Source organism: Mycobacterium sp. TH-M103, from assembly GCF_057473785.1.
The window spans coordinates 1-20,779 of sequence record NZ_JBYCLG010000208.1; the positions used below are offsets into that span (position 1 = coordinate 1).

20 protein-coding genes are annotated in these 20,779 nt (G+C 68.5%); 5 read left to right on the forward strand and 15 right to left on the reverse strand.

Annotation, left to right across the window (positions count from 1 at the left end; translation table 11 throughout):
- The 6 genes from AC2VOR_RS11740 to AC2VOR_RS11765 all read right to left on the reverse strand — a co-directional run.
- Positions 1–332 (reverse strand): GIY-YIG nuclease family protein (locus AC2VOR_RS11740; RefSeq protein WP_486963826.1); only part of this gene is annotated, 332 nt, incomplete at its 3' end.
- 188 nt (positions 333–520) lie between these two features.
- On the reverse strand, positions 521–1,093 hold the full coding sequence (locus AC2VOR_RS11745; RefSeq protein ID WP_486963827.1) for a histidine phosphatase family protein: 573 nt from the start codon (positions 1,091–1,093) through the stop codon (positions 521–523).
- 88 nt (positions 1,094–1,181) lie between these two features.
- Positions 1,182–2,111: a sulfotransferase domain-containing protein gene (locus AC2VOR_RS11750; RefSeq protein WP_486963828.1), complete on the reverse strand. Its 930-nt coding sequence runs from the start codon at positions 2,109–2,111 to the stop codon at positions 1,182–1,184.
- Positions 2,112–2,203: 92 nt separating this feature from the next.
- Positions 2,204–2,860, reverse strand: a complete 657-nt coding sequence (cysC, locus tag AC2VOR_RS11755) for an adenylyl-sulfate kinase (RefSeq protein ID WP_486963829.1) — start codon at positions 2,858–2,860, stop codon at positions 2,204–2,206.
- Positions 2,861–2,914: 54 nt separating this feature from the next.
- Positions 2,915–3,703, reverse strand: coding sequence for a 3'(2'),5'-bisphosphate nucleotidase CysQ (gene cysQ / locus AC2VOR_RS11760; protein ID WP_486963830.1), 789 nt, complete (start codon positions 3,701–3,703; stop codon positions 2,915–2,917).
- A 66-nt stretch (positions 3,704–3,769) separates the two neighbouring features.
- Entirely contained in the window at positions 3,770–5,200 is a 1,431-nt protein-coding gene (locus AC2VOR_RS11765; RefSeq protein WP_486963845.1) for an MFS transporter, read from the reverse strand.
- Positions 5,201–6,899: 1,699 nt separating this feature from the next.
- On the opposite strand from AC2VOR_RS11765, the gene AC2VOR_RS11770 reads away from it, so the two are divergent.
- Positions 6,900–8,129: a JmjC domain-containing protein gene (locus AC2VOR_RS11770; RefSeq protein WP_486963846.1), complete on the forward strand. Its 1,230-nt coding sequence runs from the start codon at positions 6,900–6,902 to the stop codon at positions 8,127–8,129.
- A 139-nt stretch (positions 8,130–8,268) separates the two neighbouring features.
- The gene (locus AC2VOR_RS11775; RefSeq protein WP_486963847.1) at positions 8,269–9,699 is read left to right on the forward strand and encodes a PPE family protein; all 1,431 of its coding nucleotides are present in this window, start codon (positions 8,269–8,271) and stop codon (positions 9,697–9,699) included.
- A gap of 104 nt (positions 9,700–9,803) precedes the next feature.
- Here the strand turns inward: AC2VOR_RS11775 and AC2VOR_RS11780 are convergent, their stop codons facing one another.
- The 4 genes from AC2VOR_RS11780 to AC2VOR_RS11795 all read right to left on the reverse strand — a co-directional run bounded on the left by AC2VOR_RS11780 (position 9,804) and on the right by AC2VOR_RS11795 (position 12,712).
- Positions 9,804–10,265, reverse strand: a complete 462-nt coding sequence (locus AC2VOR_RS11780; RefSeq protein ID WP_486963831.1) for a PH domain-containing protein — start codon at positions 10,263–10,265, stop codon at positions 9,804–9,806.
- The gene (gene ribH / locus AC2VOR_RS11785; RefSeq protein ID WP_369739164.1) at positions 10,262–10,744 is read right to left on the reverse strand and encodes a 6,7-dimethyl-8-ribityllumazine synthase; all 483 of its coding nucleotides are present in this window, start codon (positions 10,742–10,744) and stop codon (positions 10,262–10,264) included. The genes AC2VOR_RS11780 and ribH overlap by 4 nt, the downstream gene beginning before the upstream one ends.
- Before the next feature lie 7 nt (positions 10,745–10,751).
- Entirely contained in the window at positions 10,752–12,032 is a 1,281-nt protein-coding gene (locus AC2VOR_RS11790; protein WP_486963832.1) for a bifunctional 3,4-dihydroxy-2-butanone-4-phosphate synthase/GTP cyclohydrolase II, read from the reverse strand.
- An 80-nt stretch (positions 12,033–12,112) separates the two neighbouring features.
- On the reverse strand, positions 12,113–12,712 hold the full coding sequence (locus tag AC2VOR_RS11795) for a riboflavin synthase (RefSeq protein WP_486963833.1): 600 nt from the start codon (positions 12,710–12,712) through the stop codon (positions 12,113–12,115).
- A 75-nt stretch (positions 12,713–12,787) separates the two neighbouring features.
- Between AC2VOR_RS11795 and AC2VOR_RS11800 the strand changes: the two genes are divergently transcribed.
- Together AC2VOR_RS11800 and AC2VOR_RS11805 are read left to right on the forward strand one after the other, a co-directional pair.
- Positions 12,788–13,501, forward strand: coding sequence for an LppX_LprAFG lipoprotein (locus AC2VOR_RS11800; protein ID WP_486963834.1), 714 nt, complete (start codon positions 12,788–12,790; stop codon positions 13,499–13,501).
- Positions 13,498–15,054 carry an MFS transporter gene (locus tag AC2VOR_RS11805; RefSeq protein ID WP_486963835.1) on the forward strand — a complete coding sequence of 519 codons (1,557 nt, stop codon included), beginning with the start codon at positions 13,498–13,500 and terminating at the stop codon, positions 15,052–15,054. Before AC2VOR_RS11800 ends, AC2VOR_RS11805 begins: the two co-directional genes overlap by 4 nt.
- Before the next feature lie 12 nt (positions 15,055–15,066).
- Here AC2VOR_RS11805 and ribD read toward each other — a convergent pair whose 3' ends face one another.
- The 4 genes from ribD to fmt all read right to left on the reverse strand — a co-directional run bounded on the left by ribD (position 15,067) and on the right by fmt (position 19,196).
- A complete protein-coding gene (gene ribD, locus AC2VOR_RS11810; RefSeq protein WP_486963836.1) occupies positions 15,067–16,092 on the reverse strand; it encodes a bifunctional diaminohydroxyphosphoribosylaminopyrimidine deaminase/5-amino-6-(5-phosphoribosylamino)uracil reductase RibD in 1,026 nt (341 codons plus the stop codon).
- A complete protein-coding gene (gene rpe / locus AC2VOR_RS11815; RefSeq protein ID WP_486963837.1) occupies positions 16,089–16,799 on the reverse strand; it encodes a ribulose-phosphate 3-epimerase in 711 nt (236 codons plus the stop codon). Before rpe ends, ribD begins: the two co-directional genes overlap by 4 nt.
- 85 nt (positions 16,800–16,884) lie before the next feature.
- Positions 16,885–18,267 carry an RsmB/NOP family class I SAM-dependent RNA methyltransferase gene (locus tag AC2VOR_RS11820; RefSeq protein WP_486963838.1) on the reverse strand — a complete coding sequence of 461 codons (1,383 nt, stop codon included), beginning with the start codon at positions 18,265–18,267 and terminating at the stop codon, positions 16,885–16,887.
- Positions 18,264–19,196 carry a methionyl-tRNA formyltransferase gene (fmt, locus tag AC2VOR_RS11825; RefSeq protein WP_486963839.1) on the reverse strand — a complete coding sequence of 311 codons (933 nt, stop codon included), beginning with the start codon at positions 19,194–19,196 and terminating at the stop codon, positions 18,264–18,266. Before fmt ends, AC2VOR_RS11820 begins: the two co-directional genes overlap by 4 nt.
- 167 nt (positions 19,197–19,363) lie before the next feature.
- Here fmt and AC2VOR_RS11830 point away from each other — a divergent pair, with 167 nt between their 5' ends.
- Positions 19,364–20,188, forward strand: coding sequence for a class I SAM-dependent methyltransferase (locus AC2VOR_RS11830; protein WP_486963840.1), 825 nt, complete (start codon positions 19,364–19,366; stop codon positions 20,186–20,188).
- Positions 20,189–20,204: 16 nt separating this feature from the next.
- On the opposite strand, the gene AC2VOR_RS11835 is transcribed toward AC2VOR_RS11830, so the two are convergent.
- Positions 20,205–20,693 carry a MarR family winged helix-turn-helix transcriptional regulator gene (locus AC2VOR_RS11835; protein WP_369739174.1) on the reverse strand — a complete coding sequence of 163 codons (489 nt, stop codon included), beginning with the start codon at positions 20,691–20,693 and terminating at the stop codon, positions 20,205–20,207.
- Positions 20,694–20,779 lie beyond the last annotated feature (86 nt).

A 20,779-nucleotide genomic window follows, 5' to 3' on the forward strand; every position in this document is an offset into this window, starting at 1 on the left:
CCCAGGGTGACCGCCAGCACCGGGTAGGACTTGTCGTCCCGGTAGCGCACGTTGAAGCGCGGATCGAACTCCTTGATCCAGTTGTATTCGAGCTGCAACGCCTCGACTTCGGTGGTGACCACCGTCCACTCGACCTTGGCCGCGGTGGTCACCATCTGCCGGGTGCGCGGATGCAGGCCGGCGACGTCGGCGAAGTACGACGTCAGCCGGCTCCGCAGGCTCTTGGCCTTGCCGACGTAGATGACTCGCCCGTGCGGGTCCCGGAACCGGTAGACACCCGGCTCGAGCGGGATGGACCCCGGTACGGGGCGATACGTGGCGGGATCTGGCACGTACCCAGGTTAGCTTCCGGCACGGCAGGGCCCCGTCGGCATCAGGGGCGGGCGTCGGCAACCGTCAATCGAGTGCGGTCGGGCGGGCCACTCGGATCGACGAACCGGGTGAGGACCGCGTCAGCGTCGCCGACCCACGCGACATCCCGGAACGCCCGGTCCGCCGACCCGGACCTTTCGACCGACCCTTACTCAGCCACCTGGTCGTAGGCATCAACGCGCCAAGTTCCGTCAACCAAGCTGAGTTGATTCCAACAAGCGGTTCGCTGGCGAACTCGAACAAGGGAGGGATCCAGCTGTTCAAGCAAGGCCTGATTGAACGCGTCGTGGGAAACCAGGACGATCGGGCCGGGGGCAAGTTCGTCGACAAGTTCGAAGAACGCCTTCTTGGCGCGCTCTGCCACCGCCGCGCGCGGCTCGACTCCCGGTGCCACATCGACGCTGCCGTATTGCTTTTCGACTTCGGCGCGAGGGTGCCCGGTTATGGGTCCGTAGTCGCGGTCGTTCAGTCGCAGATCGACGCTGGCCGTGACACCTGCGGCCGCGGCGATCGCCTCAGCCGTCGAAACCGCTCGCTGCAGCGGGCTGCACACGACCGCCGTGGGGCCTTTGGCGGCCAGCACCTGCGCCAGCCGCGCCACCTCGGCAAGGCCGACTTCGTCCAGCGGCGGATCGCTCAGCCCACGCAGTCGCCCCTCTGCGTTGAAGGCAGTGCGGCCGTGGCGAGCGAGGTAAACGCGCGTCATCTTTGCTCCGGTCATTTCTCCTCCGTCCAGAGATGTCTGGCCCTGGCGGCGTCGTGGAGCCGCCGGGCCCTGGGCCTGCGTTACCCGAAATTCATGGAGTAGCTCACTTGTGGGCGCTGCCGACCTCCAGCCACCGGGCGCATTCGTCGCCGAGTTTGTCGAGGGCTTTGCGGTCGAAGCGCTCGATCTGCTCGTCGGTCAACTCGGTGCGGAAGTCGCGCTTGGGCCCCTTGTCGAAGAAGGCCTTGGCGCTGGACATGTGCTCCCCACCAAAGGGCGCCATCTTCTCGGCCCGCCCGCTCATGTACTCAAACGAGCAGTGCTCGGCGATGGCGTCCATGCGCAGCGACGCGGGGTCGACGGACAAGAACTCCGCGATCCGCGAAACCTGTCCCCGCAAATCGTTTTTGAGATCGTTGTAGTGGACCAGCAGGACGTTCGGTTCGTCCTTGAGCCGCCACCACGACGCCATGACGTCGAACAGGTCACAGCACTGGTATCCGTCGGTGTCCAGCCACACATCGAAGAGCTCCCGCATGTCCGGCGGGATCACCAGCGGAGTCGGGTCACCGGACCACTCGGCGTGAATGCGGTTGATCTGCTCCATGGTCGCCGGGGAGAAGTTGTGCAGATAGTTGTGGAAACTGATGCCCAGGTCTTTCCCGTTGCGCCCGACGAACACGTAGTGGGCTTCCGGCGCGATCGGCAGGGCATCGGCGGGTAAATGCGACTTCATGACCCGGCGCGTGCCGGCCTCCCGCTGTTCCTTGAGCGTTTTGAGCATGCCGGCGTGATCGCCCCAGCTGGAGTCCAGCCACGGGGAGGTGTCCGAGAGCCCGGCGTCGTGCTCCTCACCGTTGCTCAAAATCTGCTGCAGAATCCGCTGGGTCCAGGTGGTGCCGGCCTTGAACGGGTCGGCAACTACGATGTCGCCTTCGACGAAACCGCCCTGGTCCACAAAGTCCTGCCACACCGTCGAATTGGACAGGTAGTCGCGCAGCACCCTGGTCGGTGCGAGCAATTCGTTTGTCACGGAAGTCCGCCTTTCTTGTCGTCATCGCCTGCGGGGCCTCTGCCGAGACACGCCTGGCTTTGTATTACAGCCCTCACTCCGACCACATCACGTCATGCCTGTGCCGGTATGACGCCCACCTTTTCGAGATATGCGACCACTTCCTCGGCCAGCGCATCGGCACTCTTGGCGGCGCCGTCGAGCCTCAGTTCAGGCTTGAGTGGGGCCTCGTAGGGGTCGTCGATCCCGGTGAAGCCTTTGATCTGGCCGGCCCGAACTTTCTTGTACAACCCTTTCGGATCGCGCTGTTCACATACTTCGATCGGGGTGTCGACGAAAATCTCGATGAAGTCGTTTACGTCGAGAGTCGCGCGGACGCGGTCGCGATCACGCCTATACGGGCTGATGAACGCGGTCAAGGTGATGATTCCGGCTTCGCAGAACAGTTTCGCCACGGCGCCGATCCTGCGAATATTCTCCTCGCGGTCGCCGGCCGAGAAGCCCAAGCCGAAGCGCGCGGCAAATTTTTTGCCGTGCATTTTCTCGAGGATATCCGGACCGGCGTTGAGCCCGTAGCGCACATTGTCACCGTCTAGCATGTAGCTTCGTGCAGCGCGTTCGTACAACTTACGGTCAACCAGATTTGCGATTGTGCTCTTGCCGCTGGCACTAAATCCGGTGAGCCAGATCACACAACCCCGGTGACCATTCAGCTTTTCTCGTTCACCCCGACTCACACTGTGCTCGTGCCAGGTAATGTCATTGCCCATTGAAGCGAATCCTTTCTCTGAACAGCCAAGTCGACAAGCGGGCTGATGCAACGTTCATTTGAAGCCGATGACGAAGGTCTCGTTTTTCAACGAAGGCTTGTTGTAGGTGAACGATGTGCTGCGCTGGCCAAGGCGAGCCGAATTGCGATAAATGCAGTCACCGGCCGCCACATCCCACTCCATCGTCGGGCCCATGCGCGGGTAGATGTCAGCGACCCCCTCGCCCACCAGGCAGAACTTGAGTGAGCTTCCTGCATGGATCCGCTCCTTGACGGGGAGGTCTTTCAGGTAGTTTTCCAGCTCGGCGGACGGGTGCGAAGCACTCTCCACGACAACCAGGCCCTTGGTGAGATCCGGGACCTCTGAATAAATCCGCACCGGAGCGTTTTCGCCGTCCCGTTTCCAGCTCCCGTGTCCTTTTTCTGCGTAGTACAGCAAGTCTTTTGCCGGCGCATATATCACACCCAGCAGCGGCTCCATTTCGTCCACGAGCGCGATATTAACGGTAAACTCATCGCTGCCTTTGATGAATTCTTTGGTGCCATCCAAAGGGTCCACCACCCAGAAACGTCGCCAATTTTTCCTCGTGTCGTAATCGACGGACCGGATTTCCTCGGAAATGATCGGAATATTCGGATTCAGCTTCGTCAGATGTTCGGTGATGTACCGATTGGCCGCCAAATCTGCATCTGTGACCGGCGAGGTGTCGTCGCCGTGGTCGCCTTTTTCTCTCGCGTGCGGGTGCTGGCGGTGCTTGAGGATGACTTTGCCGGCCTCAACCGCGATGGCAATCACCTCGTCGAGGGATGGTATCGCGGAGTCGGCAGCTTCTCGTTGACTCATTAAATTGACGATCCTTTCTTTTCGTTGCTACCAGCCAGCCGCGGGGCATCTCGGGAATGCCCCTGGTCAGCTGTCCTGGCCGGCCGGCGCGACGACGCCTTGATCCACGTCCGCCGCGGCGGTGCCCAGCAGCCCCAGGCGTGGACGCACGTAGCGCGCCCACGCCAAGAACGCCGCGACGACATAACTCAGGGTGAAGATCCACAGGGCCGGGGTGGCGGTGCCGGCCAGCTCATAGGATTGCCGTAGCACCACATTGATCCCCATCCCGCCGAGCGCACCGAATGCGCCCGCAAACCCGATCAGCGCCGATGACCGAACCCGGGCCCAATCTCGGCGACCGCTCTCCGGGAGGCCCAACGCGCGACTACGTTCCTCGAAGACCAGGGGAATGAGCTGGTAAACAGGCCCTTTGCCGGCACCACAGAAGATGAACAACACAATGAAAAAAATGATGTAACCGACCATCGTGAGCCCGGTCGCGGGCGCACCGGAACCGTGCGCGAGGTCGTCGTGCGTGCTGATGACAGCCAGGCAACCCCCGGCCACGATGGCGCCGATGAAGAGGGTCAGTGCGACGCGGCCGCCACCGAAACGGTCGCTGAGCTTGCCGCCGGCGATCCGCGCCAAGGACCCCAACAAAGGTCCGATGAACGCGACCTCGGCAGCATGCAGGGATGCCTGCCCCGGACATTCCCCAGCCGCGATGAAATCGCGGTTCAGCAGTTGGCCGAAGGCGAACGCAAAGCCCAGAAATGAGCCGGACGCGCACAAGTAGAGGAAACAGAGGATCCAGGTGTCGGACACCGGAAGAATCGCGCGAAAGTTGTTCAACGACAGTCCGGCGCGGTGCGCGACGAAGTTGTCCATGAAGAGTGCCGCACCGGCACCGCCGACGGTCAGAAGGCAGAGATAGATCGCGCACACCCAGTAGGGCGCCATGTGGCCTGCCACGGCCAGGACCATCAGCCCCACCGCCTGGATGGCCGCCGACCCCAGATTGGCCATGCCGCCCGTCAGGCCCAGCACCGCACCCTTGAGCCGTTGCGGATACAGACCGTCGACCTTGGCCAGCGACGCCGAATAGTTGCCGCCGCCCAACCCGGTCAAGGCCGCGCACACGAGATACGGCCACAGCGGCAGGCCCGGGTGCGCCAGCAACCAGATAGTTCCTGCGGTGGGAATCACGAGCACGAACGACGAAAGCGTCGTCCAGGTGCGTCCCCCGAACCAATTGGCGGCCATGGAATATGGGATACGCGCCACAGCGCCGACCAACGAGGCGGCCGCGGTTATCAGGAGCTTGTCTCCGGTCGAGAACCCGTAGACGGAGACCGGCATAAACAGCACCATCACCGACCACAGATACCAGACCGAAAATGTGACGTGGACGTTGACGACGAGCCAGACCAGATTTCGCCGAGCGATGGCATGGTTGCCGGCATCCCAGGCCGCTTCGTCCTGGGGGTTCCATTCGGAGATGCGCGAACGCACCATCGCCATCACACCTTTCTTGAAAACTACCTGAGGGGCGAACAGCTCATCACTCTGTGCCGACAGCGCCCTGGGCCGACAGCGCCCTGTGCCGACAGCGCCGGACCTCTGGCTCATTTGTCACATGCCTACCCGGGAACGCCGCAGCCAAATCGGACAGAAGCCAACTACGCTTGCGCACAAGCGATTAGGGTCGCCAGCGCCGAGGAACTAGCCCGGCTTGAGCAGCCGTCCCGAGGACCCGCTGAGCGGCTCAGCGCCCTCGCCGCCAAGCCCCGCCCTGCACCCGGGGGTGACGTGCAGCACCGGCCGCGCGGCCCCCGGACAACGCACTCCCCCATACCACGGGCGCGCATCGGCGCGGCTCTTCATCGAACTTCGCAACAGCGGTAGACCATGCCGGTTCCGAAACACGCTGCGGGCGAGAAGATGTCGAACGGCCATGTAGTCTCCTCTGCGTCGCCCTCGGCTCCGGTTACGGCTGCCGAGCACTATCTGTTTCGCAGGAACCATTGGCCGTCTTGTTAAGACGTGCAGTTAAGGCGGGTCCCACCGCCCGTGAGCTTCGACGCCAGGCGTGCGCGCCCACTTAAAATCACTCTGAACCTATTACCCGACCATAGCATCTCCACGCCGGTACGCCGAGAGATTCTCGGCGATATACAGGGGATGTCCAGCCTGAACTGTCGGGATGCTCGCCGACGCGGCACCTCTGTTGTGCAGGCGCTGCACGAGCGTGTCGGACCCCGCCACCAGAATCTCGACCCGTATCCTCACCGGGCGAGCGTGTTGCGGCCGGCCGGCGTGCGCGATCCGTTGTCCCACGAGGTCGTCGGCTCGCGGCGCAGTTGCGCCCGTGCCGGCGGCCTACCCGGTCCCGGCAAGCTGCTGACAGATACGGTTGCATCTCTGGGCGCTTCCGGGTTTTGCGTGGGTAGACATCGGTACGTCTGACCTGCGGTTCCGTTGGGGTGGAAGAGGTCTGGGCCGCGCCGCCTACGGGCGCATCCCTCACGCCTCAAGGGCGCTTCGCGTCGCTTCGCGATGGCCTTCGGCCACCCTTGACCCGCGAGCCTCTATGCGCCCTCTGGCAGGCTCAAAGGGCAGGTCAGGGACCTGCCCGCGGCAACGCCGCGGCCCAGACAAGACCAACCGCGCATGCCGGAAATCCCCCCACGGATATGTTCAGAACCCCGATGTCTACCCACAGACTTCCCGGAAGAACCCTTCTTTGGTACTGCCGATACTGACTGCGGATACCAACGTCTATATTTCGCAATAGCTTTCGCGTCACAGCGTCGTTTGCCGACGGCGCACCACCGCTATCACGCCGTCGACTGCGGTGATCTGTCACCAAGGTCTACCAGAGGATTCGCTAGATTCGGGCAGTCCGGGCAAACGGATGCCACCGAACACCCCGGGAATCGGAAGCCGTTGCCTGAGCTTTGGGAGATCCCCGCCGCCAACTCGATCCCGTCACCCGACTGACGCGCAGAAGGGCTGCGGCCGCAGCCCTCCTTTCGGCGCCCTTGAACTCGGGCAACCGGGCTGCGTGGCGGCGTTGCGCACTCGGTCCAGCAACACCGACGACGCCGCAGTCAACCGCGACGCATCACAGTTTTCGACCAGAGATTCCATGCTGACTCGGCTGTGACGGCAACGAAGACCGTCGGTGCCCGATCTGCGGTCACCGACGTATGCGATGCTGACAAAGCCACCCGAAAGCCACCCGGACGTCACCACGGAGTTTTGCGGAGGGGTCACCGTCGAACCGTCGCTAGCCTGGTTGCTCTCACCGCTGCCGGTGCAGACCTTCCTCGACGAGATCTGGGGAGCCACGCGCCACCACGTCAAACGGGACTGCCCGGGCTACTTCGACGGCCTGCTGCCCGGCCCCTCGGTGATCAACGGGCTCCTCGAGCACCTGCGGGAAGAGCCGTCGGTGCTGCGCCTGGCCAAGGGCGAGGAGAACAGGGACCCCGACACCTATCGGCGCGCCGACGGCAGCCTGGACCCCGCCGGTGTCCGCGACGGCCACGCCGCCGGCTACACGATCGCCGCCGACAACCTCGAGCGCTACGTGCGCAACATCGGGTCGCTGGCCCACGCGATCGAGGTGGAGCTGAACTTCCCGACCCAGGTCAACGGCTACGTCACGCCACCCCGATCGCGGGGATTCGTGCCGCATTACGACCATCACGACGTGTTGATCCTGCAGATCCAGGGGTCCAAGGTCTGGCATCTCTACGGCGACACCCCGGTGGCGCCGCACGAGATGCAACAGCGCAAGGTCGTCACCGCGGCCGAGCTGCCGGCGCCGACCCACCTGCGCATGGACGCCGGGAACACGCTGTACCTGCCGCGCGGGCAGATCCACGCGGCCGAGACGACCTCGGAGACGTCCGTCCACCTGACCGTCGGGATCCACGCGCCGACCGTGCTCACGCTGATCACCCACGCGCTGCACATGCTCAGCTTCCGCGACGACCGCATCCACGACCGGCTTCCGCCGCGGCATCTCGACGACGCCGGCGTGCGCGCGCGCCTGGGCGAACTCGTGCGCGACATCGTCGAGGGCCCGGACGTCGTCCCGGAAGGACTCAGCGCGATGGAGGACCTTCTGGTCCGGCGCGGCAGGTGCCCACCGGTCGGACGGGGCGCGAGCGCCGCCGGGATCGACGGACACACGCTGGTGGTGAAGCACGAACCGCTCTACTCGCGGGTGGTCACCGGCGCCGGCGGCGTCGCCCTGCAGTTCGCCCAGCTGCTGATCAGCGTCGGCGCCGACCACGAAGCCGCCCTGCGGTTCCTGGCGAAGCGCACCGGGCCGTTCCGGGTCCGCGACCTGCCCGGGCTCACCACGGCCCAGCAAACGGAGCTCGCACGGACGTTGATCGTGACCGGATTCCTCGTCCGCCAACCCGACGACTGACGCGGAGCCGGAATCCGCACGCGCTCGAGTGCGCGGTCGCTGTTCCCGCAAATGCGGAGCCAAATACTCTGAAAAGTCGCCATTGCGGCTTTCTCCGGGCAGGGGCAAGATCGGCTCAGTGACGGTCACGCCGATCTGGATGGCCTCGCCGCCGGAGGTGCATTCGACGCTGCTCAGCAGCGGCCCAGGCCCGGTTTCGTTGCTTGCGGCGGCCGCGGCGTGGAACTCGCTCAGCGCCGAATACGCCTCGACAGCCGACGAACTCGGTGCCGTGCTGGCCGCGGTGCAGGCCGGGGCGTGGCAGGGCCCCAGCGCGGAGTCCTACGTGGCCGCGCACGTGCCGTACCTGGCGTGGTTGCTGCAGGCCAGTGCCGACAGCGCGGCGACGGCCGCCCAGCACGAGGCCGCGGCCGCGGCCTACACCGCCGCCCTGACGGCCATGCCCTCGCTGGCCGAGCTGGCCGCCAACCACGCCGTCCACGCGGTTCTGCTGGCGACGAACTTCTTCGGGGTCAACGCCATTCCGATCGCGCTCAACGAGGCCGACTACGCGCGGATGTGGGTCCAGGCGGCCACCACCATGGCGACGTATCAGGCGGTGTCGGGCGCCGCGGTGTCGTCGACGCCGCGCCCCGCCCCGGCACCGCAGATACAGAAGTCCGCCGCCAACAGCTCCTCGTCAAACCAGGACAGCGGGCCACGACCCAATCAGTTGAGCTGGTGGACGACCCGGGCCCAAGAGGTGGCCAACGCCATCGGGCAGGACTTGTCGGGGTTTCCGTCCAACCCCGCCGCGGCGATCACCCGCTTGGAAACCGATCCCCTACTCGTCAGCGAACTTCCACACTGGGAAGGCGAAGCCATCAACACGTTCGCGCCGCAACTGCAGCAGCTCACGCAGGTGGTGGAGGCACTGGGCATCGCGCCGCTGCCGACTCCGGCGTTCGCCGGGCTGGCGGGGTTGGCCGGGCTGGCCCAGCCGGCCGCCGCCGCGCCGGCCGTCGTCGCCCCCGCGCCGGTGGGCGCGCCGGCCCCGGCCACGCCGGCTCCGGTCGTGGGGGTGGTCCCGACCACCCCCACGACCGCCCCGGTGCCGGCCCCGGCACCCGCGGCCATGCCGGCGCCGACCCCCACGAGCGGCGCCGCTCCGCCGCCGGCGCCGCCACCGGCACCGCCACCCACCGTCCACGCCTTCAGCCCCCCCTACGTGGTCGGTCCGCCCGGGGGCGCCGCGGGCTCGCCGATGAGAGTGCGGCCCCCCGCCGTCGCCAGGGCGGCCGAACCCGCCGCCGCGGCCGCCGCGGCCGCGGACGTGCCCGAGTTGGCGCGCCGACGCGGGCGGCGGGGAACCAAGGTGATCGACCGCGGATTCCGCCATGAGTACCCGGAATTGGAGTCCACCGCCGCGGCGCTGGCGTCGGCGGCGGGCGCGGGCGCCGCGGGATTCGCCGGCACCTCGCAGCGGGCCGACGCCGCCGAGGCGGCCGGACTGGCCACGCTGACCGGCGACTCGCCGGGCACCGGCCCGGGCATGCCGATGCTGCCTCGCAGCTGGGATGCCGACGACTGACCCGGCGCCGGCGCCGGCCCGCGCACTGCGGTGCTGGGCCGGAATGCGTTGCGGCGAGGCGGCTTGGCCGGCCTACCGCGTCCTGCGCGCCGGCCGCGCCGGGCTCACCAGCCGGGTTGGTACCGGGCCACCAGGGACCGCACGGTGTCCATGGCCGCCACGGCGCGCTCCTTGTCGACGGCCTGGATCGCCATCACCGGGATGTACTCGTCGTCGGGCAGGTCGATCCGCGCCCAGCGACTGCCCGGCGGAAACGACACGTCGACCACGTCCGGCCACGGGATCAGCCGATCGCCCAACAGGTTACGCACCGAGAGCCCGGCCGCGCCCACCCGCAGCCGCGGCCGCGCGAACAACAGCACGACACCGCCGATGACCAGGCCCAGCGCCGCCATCGCGACCTGGTCGGCCGTCTGGAATATCACCCCGGTGGATTTGATCTTGAGTAGCAGGCCCACCGCGATGTGCGCGGCGGCGATCAGGAAGGCCGCGGAGTAGACGAAGGGCAGCGTGCGATGCGGGCGCAGCACGACGTCCCAGTCGTCGTGGTCCGGTGCGTCGGTCACGACCGGGCGCGCAGGTCACGCAGCGTCAGGGCGGTGGTCAGGGCGGCCGCGGTCGCCTGGGCGCCCTTGTCCTCCGACGAGGAGGGCAGCCCGGCCCGGTCGAGCGCCTGCGCCTCGGTGTTGGTGGTCAGCACCCCGTTGGCGATCGGGGTCGAGGCGTCCAGCGCGACCCGGGTCAGCCCCTGGGTCACCGCGTCGCAGACATAGTCGAAATGCGGTGTCTCACCGCGGATCACGACTCCCAGGGCGATCACCGCATCGTGGTTGCGGGCAAGCTCCTGGGCCACCACCGGGATCTCGATGGCCCCGGTCACGCGGACCACCGTCGGGCTGTCGATGCCGGAATCGGAGGCCACCTTGCGGGCCCCCGCCAGCAGCGCATCGCAGATCGTGCTGTGCCAGGTGCTCGCTACGATCGCCAGCCGCAGCTGCGACGCGTCCAGCGCGGGCACCTCCGGCACACCGGCGGCGGGACTCATACGCGGCTCACAGGGCACCACCGAATTCCCCTGGCAGATGCATGGATTCGTGGAAGTAGTCGTCGAGGCCGGCCAGATCGTGGCCCATCCGGTCCCGCTTGGTCATCAGGTAGCGAATGTTCTCGGCGTTGGCCCGCACCGGAAGCGGGACCCGCTCGATGATGTGCAACCCGTACCCGTCCAGGCCGACCCGTTTGGCGGGGTTGTTGGTCAGCAGCCGCATCGAGCGCACGCCGAGGTCGACCAGGATCTGCGCGCCGATGCCGTAATCCCTTGCATCGGCCGGCAACCCGAGTTTCAGGTTGGCGTCCACGGTGTCCTCGCCGGCGTCCTGCAGCTGGTAGGCCTGCAGCTTGTGCATCAGGCCGATGCCGCGGCCCTCGTGACCGCGCATGTAGAGCACCACGCCCCGGCCCTCGCGGGCGACCATGGCCATCGCGGCGTCGAGCTGCGGGCCGCAGTCGCAGCGGCGCGAGCCGAACACGTCGCCGGTCAGGCATTCGGAGTGCACGCGGACCAGCACGTCGTCGCCGTCGGCGTTGGGGCCGGCGATCTCGCCGCGGACCAGCGCCACGTGTTCGACGTCCTCGTAGATGCTGCTGTAGCCGATCGCGCGAAACTCGCCGTGCCGGGTCGGGATCCGCGCCTCGGCGATGCGCTCGATGTGCTTCTCGTGCTTGCGCCGCCACTCGATCAGGTCGGCGATAGTGATCAGCGCGAGGTTGTGCTCGTCGGCGAAGACCCGCAGCTCGTCGGTCTGGGCCATCGCGCCCTCGTCCTTCTGGCTGACGATCTCGCAGATCGCGCCGGCGGGCCGCAGTCCCGCCATCCGGGCGAGGTCGACGGCGGCCTCCGTGTGGCCGGGCCGACGCAGCACGCCACCGTCCTTGGCGCGCAACGGGACAACGTGACCCGGGCGGGTGAAGTCGGTGGCGGCGCTGTCCGGGTCGGCCAGCAGCCGCATGGTGGTGGCCCGATCCGATGCCGAAATACCGGTTCCCACACCGTTTTTCGCATCGACGGTGACGGTGTATGCCGTCCCGTGCTTGTCCTGGTTCACTGCGTACATCGGCAACAGGCCGAGCCGGTCGCAGATCGCGCCGTCCAACGGCACACACAGGTAGCCCGAGGTGTAGCGGACCATGAACGCCACCAGCTCCGGAGTCGCCTTCTCGGCGGCGAAGATCAGGTCGCCCTCGTTCTCGCGGTCCTCGTCATCGATGACGACGACGGCCTTACCGGCCGCAATGTCGGCTACCGCCCTTTCGACGGAGTCCAACCTCGTCATCGCTGCTACCTTGCTGTCGTGCGGCCCCAGGGGGAGCCCTATTGTTGCATTCAGTATGAACCACCGCGCGGGACCGACCACTACGTGGACATCAACCGCTCAACATATTTGGCGATGACGTCGGCCTCGAGGTTGACCCGCGCCCCCACCGGTGCGCGGCCCAGCGTGGTCAGCTCGCGGGTCGTGGGGATGAGGGACACCTCGAACCAGTCCTGCTGTTCGGCGCCCAGGCCCGAGACCGTCAGGGAGATGCCGTCGACGGTGATCGACCCCTTCTCGACGACATAGCGGGCCAACGCCGCGGGGACCGCGATCCGGACCACCTCCCAGTGCTCGGAGGGGGTGCGCGCGACCACCTGCCCGGTGCCGTCGACATGGCCCTGCACGATGTGGCCGCCGAGCCGGCTGTTGACAGCGGCGGCCCGTTCCAGGTTGACGCGGCTGCCCACCTCGAGGTCGCCCAGGTTGGAGCGGTTCAGGGTTTCGGCCATCACGTCGGCGGTGAACTGGCCGTCGGCCAGCAGCTCGGCGACCGTCAGGCAGACGCCGTTGACGGCGATCGAGTCGCCGTGCCCGGCGTCGGCGGTGACGACGGGCCCGCGGATGGTCAGGCGCGCGGCGTCGGACAGGACATCGTGGCCGGTCACCTCCCCGAGTTCCTCGACAATTCCGGTGAACATCGCCCCAGGCTAATGGCTGCAGACGCGAGCCCACACCCCACTGGTACACCGGCCGCGGCACCGCCACCCTCTACGATGCAGGGTATGCAGATCCGCCGCCTGTTGGCCGCCCTCGCATCCCTGGGCATCGCCGCCGCCCTGATCGCCGGCTGTTCGTCGGGATCCAAGCCGAGCGGCGGGCCGCTGCCGGACGCAAACACCCTGATCAAGCAGTCCGCGCAGACCACCAAAAACGTCAAGAGCGCCCACCTGGTGCTGACCGTGACCGGCAAGGTCCCGGGGATGCCGATCAAGAACCTGACCGGTGACCTCACCACGACGCCGGCCACCGCCGCGAGCGGAAACACGACGATCACGCTCGGCGGCTCGGACATCAATGCCGACTTCATCGTCGTCGACGGGACCCTGTATGCCACGCTGACGCCCAACAAATGGAGCGATTTCGGCAAAGCCTCCGACATCTACGACGTCTCGGTGATCCTCAACCCGGACACCGGCCTGGCCAACGCGCTGTCGAACTTCAGCGACGCCAAGGCCGAGGGCCGCGACACCATCGACGGGCAGACCACCATCCGGATCAGCGGCAACGTCACCGCCGACGCGGTCAACAAGATCGCCCCGCCGTTCGGCGCGTCGGGCCCGGTCCCGGCGACGATCTGGATCCAGGAGAACGGCGAGCATGAGCTGGTGCGGGCCAACCTGCAGAAGAGCAAGGGCAACGCGGTGCAGATGACGCTTTCGAAGTGGGGCGAGACCGTCCAGGTCAGCAAGCCCCCGGTGAGCTCGTGAGCACATCGGTCGGGCGCCGGGTCGCCATCAGCGCAGGCAGCCTGGCGGTGTTGCTGGGCGCCCTGGACGCCTACGTCGTGATCACGATCATGCGCGACATCATGCGCGACGTCGGGATCCCCATCAACCAGCTGCAGCGGATCACCTGGATCATCACGATGTACCTGCTGGGCTACATCGCCGCCATGCCCCTGCTGGGCCGGGCTTCCGACCGGTTCGGCCGCAAGCTGGTCCTGCAGATCAGCCTGGCCCTGTTCATCGTCGGTTCCGTGGTCACCGCGCTGGCCGGACACTGGGGCGACTTCCACATGCTGATCGCCGGCCGCACCATCCAGGGTGTGGCCAGCGGGGCGCTGCTGCCGGTCACCCTGGCCCTGGGCGCCGACCTGTGGGCGCAACGCAACCGCGCCGGTGTGCTGGGCGGCATCGGCGCGGCCCAGGAACTCGGCAGCGTGCTGGGCCCCCTGTACGGCATCTTCATCGTCTGGTTGTTCCACGACTGGCGCGACGTGTTCTGGATCAACGTCCCGCTCACCCTGATCGCGATGGCGATGATCCAGTTCAGCCTGCCGCCGCACCAACGCGTGCAGAATCCCGAACGGATCGACCTGGTCGGTGGGGTGCTGCTCGCCGTCACCCTGGGCCTGGCGATCATCGGGCTGTACAACCCCCAACCCGACGGCCAACACGTGTTGCCCTCCTACGGGCCGCCGCTGGTCATCGCGGCAGTCGTGGTCGCGGTGCTCTTCCTGCTCTGGGAACGCTTCTCGCGGACCCGGCTGATCGAACCGGAAGGAGTGCACTTCCGACCCTTCCTGGCCGCGCTGGCCACTTGGTTGGCCGCGGGCGCAGCCTTGATGGTGACCCTGGTCAACGTGGAACTGTTCGGCCAGGGCGTGCTGCAAATGGACCAGGCGCAGGCCGCCGGGCTGTTGCTGTGGTTCCTCATCGCGCTGCCGATCGGGGCGGTGCTGGGCGGGTGGATCGCCACCCGGGCCGGCGACCGTGCGATCGCGTTCCTGGGCCTGATGATCGCCGCCTACGGCTACTGGCTGATCCACTACTGGCGCCAGGACGTGATGCAGCAGCGGCACGACATTCTCGGTTTGTTCCACGTGCCGGTGTTGCATGCCGACCTGCTGGTGGCCGGGCTTGGGCTCGGCCTGGTGATCGGGCCACTGACCTCTGCGGCGCTTCGGGTCGTCCCACCCTCCCAGCACGGCATCGCCTCAGCGGCCGTCGTGGTGGCCCGGCAAACGGGGATGCTGATAGGCGTGGCGGCGCTGAGCGCCTGGGGCCTGTACGAGTTCAACCGGATCGTCGCGGGGTTGACGGCCCAGATCCCACCCGATGCGACCCTCTTCCAGCGGGTGGCCGCCCAGGCGACGCTGTACCTGCAGGCGTTCGCGGAGATGTACGGCAGGATCTTCGAAGCCACCAGCTTCATCTGCGTGGTCGGAGCGCTGCTGGGCCTGCTGGTTGGTGGCCGCACGGAGCAGGCCGAGGAACCCGCGGTCAGCGAGGAACAGGCCGTCGCCCCCACGAAGGGTTAGCCGGGTTAGCGGTCAGTCGCCGCGCGGCACCAGACTCAGCAGCAGATCGGGTCCCGCCCGGTCGATCCCGTCGAACTGCCAGCGCAGCGCCCGCGCGATGCTCGGCACCCCCACGTCGTCGACCGCGGTGACGGGTCCACCCAGCAGGATCGGCGCCAGGTAGACGAGGATTCGGTTGACCAGCCCGGCCCGCAGGAACGCGCCGGCCAGCGTGGGGCCCCCCTCCAGCAGCACGTCGGTGCGGTCGGACACCGCCTTGAGCACCTCCATCGGGTCGTGGGTGCGAATCAGCATGGTGCGCGAGTCGTCGTTGAGCACCTTCGCCTCCGACGGCAGGGCGCGCATGCCCACCACCACCCGCAGCGGTTGCCGCCCCGCCAGCGTGCCGTCGGGGGCCCGCGCGGTGAGCGCGGGGTCGTCGGACAGCACCGTGCCGGTGCCGACCACGATCGTGTCGGCGGTGGCGCGGCGGCGATGCAGGTCCAGGCGAGAGGCGTCGCTGGAGATCCACCGGCTCGTTCCATCGGCGGCGGCGCTGCGCCCGTCGACGCTGCTGGCGTACTTCCAGGTCACGTGCGGCAACCCGGTGCGCTGCTTATAGAGCCATTCGCGCAGCGGCCCGCCCGCCACCTGATCGGCCAGCACGCCGGACTGCACCTGCACGCCGGCCGCCTGCAGCCGGCCCGCACCACCCCCGGCGATCCCGTTCGGATCGGTGACCGCGTAGACCACCGCGCCCACCCGCGCCTCGACGAGGGCATTCACGCACGGCGGGGTCTTCCCGAAGTGGTTGCACGGCTCGAGCGTCACCACCGCGATGCCGCCGGCCGCCAGTCCGCCGGCCCGGCGCAGCGCCACCACCTCGGCGTGGTCGCCCCCGGCCGGCTCGGTCGCGCCGACGCCGACGACATGGCCCTCGCGGTCGATGATCACGGCCCCGACCGGCGGGTTCGGGTAGGTGTTGCCCTTGACCAGATAGGACTGCTCGATCGCCAGCCGCATGGCCTCGTCGAGGTTCTTGACCTGTTCGCCGCTCATGAGTTCTTCGGCGCGCGCAGGTGCGGGGACGCGGCGCCGGCCCGCTGCCGCAGTGCCTCCAGCGCGGCCTCCGGGTCGTCGGCGCCGTACACCGCCGAACCCGCGACAAAGCAGTCGACGCCGGCCTCGGCGGCCTGCTCGATCGTGTCCTCGTTGATGCCGCCGTCGATCTCGAGCAGGATGGCCAACTCCCCCGCGTCGACCATCTTGCGCACCGCGCGCACCTTCCCGAGCACCTCGGGGATGAACCGCTGACCGCCGAATCCCGGCTCCACCGACATGATGAGGAGCGTGTCGAAGTGCGGCAGGATCTCCAGGTAGGGATCCAGCGGCGTTTTCGGCTTGACGCCGATGCCCGCCTTGGCGCCGGCGGCGCGGATGTCGCGGGCCACCCCGACCGGGTTGTCGGTGGCCTCGGCGTGGAACGTCACGTTGTGCGCGCCGGCCTCGGCGTACGGGGGCGCCCAGCGATCGGGATTGTCGATCATCAGGTGGCAGTCCATCGGGATGGTGGTGGCGGCCAGCAGGTGTTCCACGACCGGCAGACCGATCGTGAGGTTCGGGACGAAGTGGTTGTCCATCACGTCGACGTGCAACCAGTCGGCGCCGGGCACGGCCGCCGCCTCGTCGGCGAGCCGCGCGAAATCGGCGGCCAGGATCGACGGTGCGATCCAGGGCCTTTCGGACTGTCCCGTGAAGCGAGGCATGAGCGACAGATTACGCAGCCTCGCGCTTGCTCTCACGTCAGCCCGCGCAGCGCGGCGGCGGCCGGGTCGTCTTGTCGCCGCCGCGCTACCCCGCCTCGCGGCGCAGCGCGGCGGCGAACATCGCGTCGGTGCCGTGCCGGTGCGGCCAGAGCTGCACGTGCGGGCCATCACCGAGCGCCGGGACGGGATCGAACAGCGGCCGGGTGTCCACCGCGCTCACCGGATGGCGTCGCAGCGCGTCGGCGACCACGCCCACGGTTTCGGCCAGGTGCGGCGAACACGTCGCATAAAGGACCACACCGCCGGGGCGGGTCAGCGCGATCGCGGCGGCCAGCAGCTCGCGCTGCAGCTTGGCCAGGACCGGCACGTCGGCCGGCTGCCGCCGCCACCGCGCCTCCGGGCGACGCCGCAGGGCACCCAGCCCGGTGCAGGGCGCGTCGACGAGCACCCGGTCGAAGCCCGGCTGCAGACCCGTCTCCCGCCCGTCGGCCCGCACCACGTCCACCGGCAGGCCGCGGGTGTTCTCGGCGACCAGGTCGGCACGCCGCGGCGACGGCTCCACCGCCGTCACGCGGGCCCCCGCCCCGGCGGCGCCCAACGCGGCCAGCAGCGCCGTCTTGCCGCCCGGCCCCGCGCACAGGTCCAGCCACCGGCCGGTGTCACCGTCGACCGGCGCCAACGCAAGCGCGCGGGCCACCAGCTGGCTGCCCTCGTCCTGGACCAGCGCGACGCCCTCGCGCACCGGCGCCAGCCCGCCGGGGTCCCCGCCCGGCAGATACACCGCGTACGGCGAATACCGCCCGGCGGTGCCGCTCACCTCCTCGGCAAGCTCGGCGGCGGTCAGCACACCGGGGCGGGCCGCCAGGTGCACCTGGGGCCGTTCGTCGTCGCTGGCCAGCACCGCCTCGAGTTCCCCGGCGGCCGCGCCCAGCGCGTCGGCGAAGGCCTGCGCGATCCAGCGGGGGTGGGCGTGCACGAACGCAGCATGCCCGACCGGATCCTTGGCCGGGTCGGGAGCCAGCTCGTCGGTCCAGGACTTCTCGTCGCGGCCGGAGATGGTGCGCAGCACGGCGTTGACGAAACCCGCTCGCGCGGAATCGAATTCGATGCCCGCCTGTTCGACGGTGGTGGACACCGCGGCGTGCGCGTCGACGCGGGTGCGCAGCAGTTGATAGGCGCCGAAGCGCAGCAGGTCGAGCAGCACCGGATCGATCGCGTCCGGCGAACGCCCGGCCGCCGCACCGATGATCGCGTCGAGCAGGCCCCGGGTGCGGCAGGTGCCGTAGGTCAGCTCGGTGGCGAACGCGGCGTCGCGCCCGGTGATACCGCGTTCCCGCAGCAGCGCGGGCAGGGCCAGGTTCGCATACGCGTCGCGCTGGCTCACCCCGCGCAGCACCTCGAACGCGGCGGCGCGCGCCGGGTCCAGCGGCCGGCGGCGCGGCCGGCGCCGTTGCGGGGGCGGGGTCATGACGCCCGCGCGGCGGGGTCGAGCCGGGCTCCCCGCGCCCAGTCGACCGCGTCCATGAGTTTCTTGCCGGGCGGCTGGATCCGGCCGAGCCGCACCGGCTCGGTGCCGGTACCGACCCAGACACCTTTACGGTCAACGTGAACGACGCCCGGCGACAACGGTTTCGGCGCGTCGGCGGCGAGGAGCACCGGTCCGAGTTTGATGCGCAGGCCGCCGATCAGCGTCCAGGCGCCCGGGCTGGGTGTGACGGCGCGGATGCGCCGCTCCACCACCGGCGCCGGCAGATCCCAGCGCACCCGGGCCTGCTCGACGGTGATCTTCGGCGCCAGGCTGACCCCCTCGGCCGGTTGCGGCCGGGGCGTCAGCGTTCCGTCGGCGATGCCGTCCAGGGTCGCCGACAGCAGCGCCGCACCCGAGAGGGCGAGGCGTTCGAGCAGGTCCCCGGCGGTGTCGGCCGGCCGGATCGTCTCGGTGACGACACCGTAGACGGGCCCGGAATCCAGGCTGGGCTCGATCCGAAAGGTGGTCGCGCCGGTGATGGCGTCGCCCGCGGCGATCGCGGCCTGCACCGGCGCCGCGCCGCGCCACGCGGGCAGTAGCGAGAAGTGCAGGTTGACCCAACCGTGCGCGGGCACCGCGAGCAGGTCCTCGCGCAGCAGCGCGCCGTAGGCCACCACCGGGCAACACTCCGGCGCCAGCTCGGCCAGCTCGGCGACGAACTCCGCGGAGTTGGGCCGCGCGGGCCGCAGCACCGGGATGCCGCGGTCCAGCGCCTCGCGGGCCACCGGCGAGGGTTCCGGTTTGCCGCGCCGGCCGGACGCGGCGTCGGGCCTGGTCAGCACGGCGGCCACCTCGTGCCGGGGCGAGTCGAGGAGGCGGCGCAGCGCGGGCAGCGCGGGTTCGGGGGTGCCGGCGAAGACGAGGCGCACGCGCACAGTGTAGGGAAGAACACCGCGGTGCTTTCACTTGCGCGCGTAGACTATTTCTGATGCATACTATTTCTAGCGGTTAGAGTCGGGCCGGCCTGACCGCACTGCGGTGCTAGCGACGACGAAGTCGAGTACGCAGCCCTTTCCTTAACCCTGAAGGAGGTCTGATGACTCTCGACACCACCATCCCCGATGACCACGCACTGGCGTCTACGCACCGGGCGGTGTGGGCTCTGGGCGACTACGCCCTGATGGCCGAGGAGGTCATGGCGCCCCTGGGCCCCGTCCTGGTGGCCGCGACCGGTCTGGGGCCGGGCGTCCGTGTCCTCGACGTCGCGGCCGGCTCGGGCAACATCTCGCTGCCCGCCGCCAAGTCCGGTGCCGCGGTCGTGTCCACCGACCTGACCCCCGAGTTGTTGCAGCGGTCCCGGTCCAGGGCCGCCGCCCAGGGCCTCACGCTGGACTACCGCGAGGCCAACGCGCACGCGCTGCCCTTCGGCGACGGCACCTTCGACGCGGTGATCTCGGCGATCGGTGTGCAGTTCGCGCCGCAGCATCAGCGCGCTGCCGACGAGATGGTCCGCGTCTGCCGTCCCGGCGGAAAGATCGGCGTCATCAGCTGGACCCCCGAAGGCTTCTTCGGCCGGATGTTGGCCACGATCAGGCCCTACCGGCCGTGCCTGTCGCCGGCGGTGTTCCCCGCCGCGCTGTGGGGACGGGAACGCTACGTCGGCGGGCTGTTCGGCGACCGCGTGCAGGCCGTCACGGCGACGCGCGGACTGCTGGAGGTCAGGCGATTCACCAGTGCCGAGTCGGTGCACGACTACTTCAAGAACCACTACGGCCCGACGATCGAGGCCTACGCCAACATCGGGCACAACCCGGTGCTGACCGAGGAACTCGACGCCCAGCTCATCGAACTGGCACGGCAATACCTCGCCGACGGCGCGATGCAGTGGGAGTATTTGCTGGTCACCGCCGAAAAGCGTTGAGTCGCGGCGGTTCGTCCTACAGGTCGATCTCGACGTCGAGGTGGGCGTCGGGCTCCCCGCCGGCCGTGGTGAACGCCGTCAGGGCCCGCACCAGGCCGTGGCGCTCCGGGGGCGGCATCTTCTCCACGATGGCGGCGATCTCGGCGCGCCGGTAGGCGGTGACCCGGCGAACGACCTCGCGGCCACGTTTGGTCAGCGCGGCCAGCAGCTCGCGCCGCGACGTCGGGTGCGGCAGCCGGTCGATGAGCCCCGCGGCGACGAGCCGGTCGACCATCCGGCCGGTCGCCGACGGTTGCACGCCGAGCAAACCGGCCAGCGTGGCCAGATTGACCGGGCCCCGGTTGGACAGGATCACCAGGGTGCGGAACTGGGAGATGGTGATGGTCTCGTCGACGCGCCCGATCGAGCGGGCCGATATGGCTACCAGGAGGCGAGACGCCGTCAGCAACGCATCGGTGATCACATCCAGTGACTCTTCGGCGGTCGTCATGTCGTCCTGTGCCATCGTGCCACCCTCTTCCGACTGTTCCTACGGGCCGCCGCGGGCTGAAAAAGTAGAAGTGTAACAGCGCCCCACATTCGTACTTACGC

Bases quoted from the DNA above. Each gene is read 5' to 3' on its own strand.
- AC2VOR_RS11745 (WP_486963827.1), bottom strand. From the start codon at position 1,093: ATGACCGGAGCAAAGATGACGCGCGTTTACCTCGCTCGCCACGGCCGC.
- cysC (WP_486963829.1), bottom strand. From the start codon at position 2,860: ATGGGCAATGACATTACCTGGCACGAGCACAGTGTGAGTCGGGGTGAA.
- cysQ (WP_486963830.1), bottom strand. From the start codon at position 3,703: ATGAGTCAACGAGAAGCTGCCGACTCCGCGATACCATCCCTCGACGAG.
- AC2VOR_RS11765 (WP_486963845.1), bottom strand. From the start codon at position 5,200: ATGGTGCGTTCGCGCATCTCCGAATGGAACCCCCAGGACGAAGCGGCC.
- AC2VOR_RS11770 (WP_486963846.1), top strand. From the start codon at position 6,900: ATGCTGACAAAGCCACCCGAAAGCCACCCGGACGTCACCACGGAGTTT.
- AC2VOR_RS11775 (WP_486963847.1), top strand. From the start codon at position 8,269: ATGGCCTCGCCGCCGGAGGTGCATTCGACGCTGCTCAGCAGCGGCCCA.
- ribH (WP_369739164.1), bottom strand. From the start codon at position 10,744: ATGAGTCCCGCCGCCGGTGTGCCGGAGGTGCCCGCGCTGGACGCGTCG.
- AC2VOR_RS11790 (WP_486963832.1), bottom strand. From the start codon at position 12,032: ATGACGAGGTTGGACTCCGTCGAAAGGGCGGTAGCCGACATTGCGGCC.
- AC2VOR_RS11795 (WP_486963833.1), bottom strand. From the start codon at position 12,712: ATGTTCACCGGAATTGTCGAGGAACTCGGGGAGGTGACCGGCCACGAT.
- AC2VOR_RS11800 (WP_486963834.1), top strand. From the start codon at position 12,788: ATGCAGGGTATGCAGATCCGCCGCCTGTTGGCCGCCCTCGCATCCCTG.
- ribD (WP_486963836.1), bottom strand. From the start codon at position 16,092: ATGAGCGGCGAACAGGTCAAGAACCTCGACGAGGCCATGCGGCTGGCG.
- rpe (WP_486963837.1), bottom strand. From the start codon at position 16,799: ATGCCTCGCTTCACGGGACAGTCCGAAAGGCCCTGGATCGCACCGTCG.
- AC2VOR_RS11820 (WP_486963838.1), bottom strand. From the start codon at position 18,267: ATGACCCCGCCCCCGCAACGGCGCCGGCCGCGCCGCCGGCCGCTGGAC.
- AC2VOR_RS11830 (WP_486963840.1), top strand. From the start codon at position 19,364: ATGACTCTCGACACCACCATCCCCGATGACCACGCACTGGCGTCTACG.
- AC2VOR_RS11835 (WP_369739174.1), bottom strand. From the start codon at position 20,693: ATGGCACAGGACGACATGACGACCGCCGAAGAGTCACTGGATGTGATC.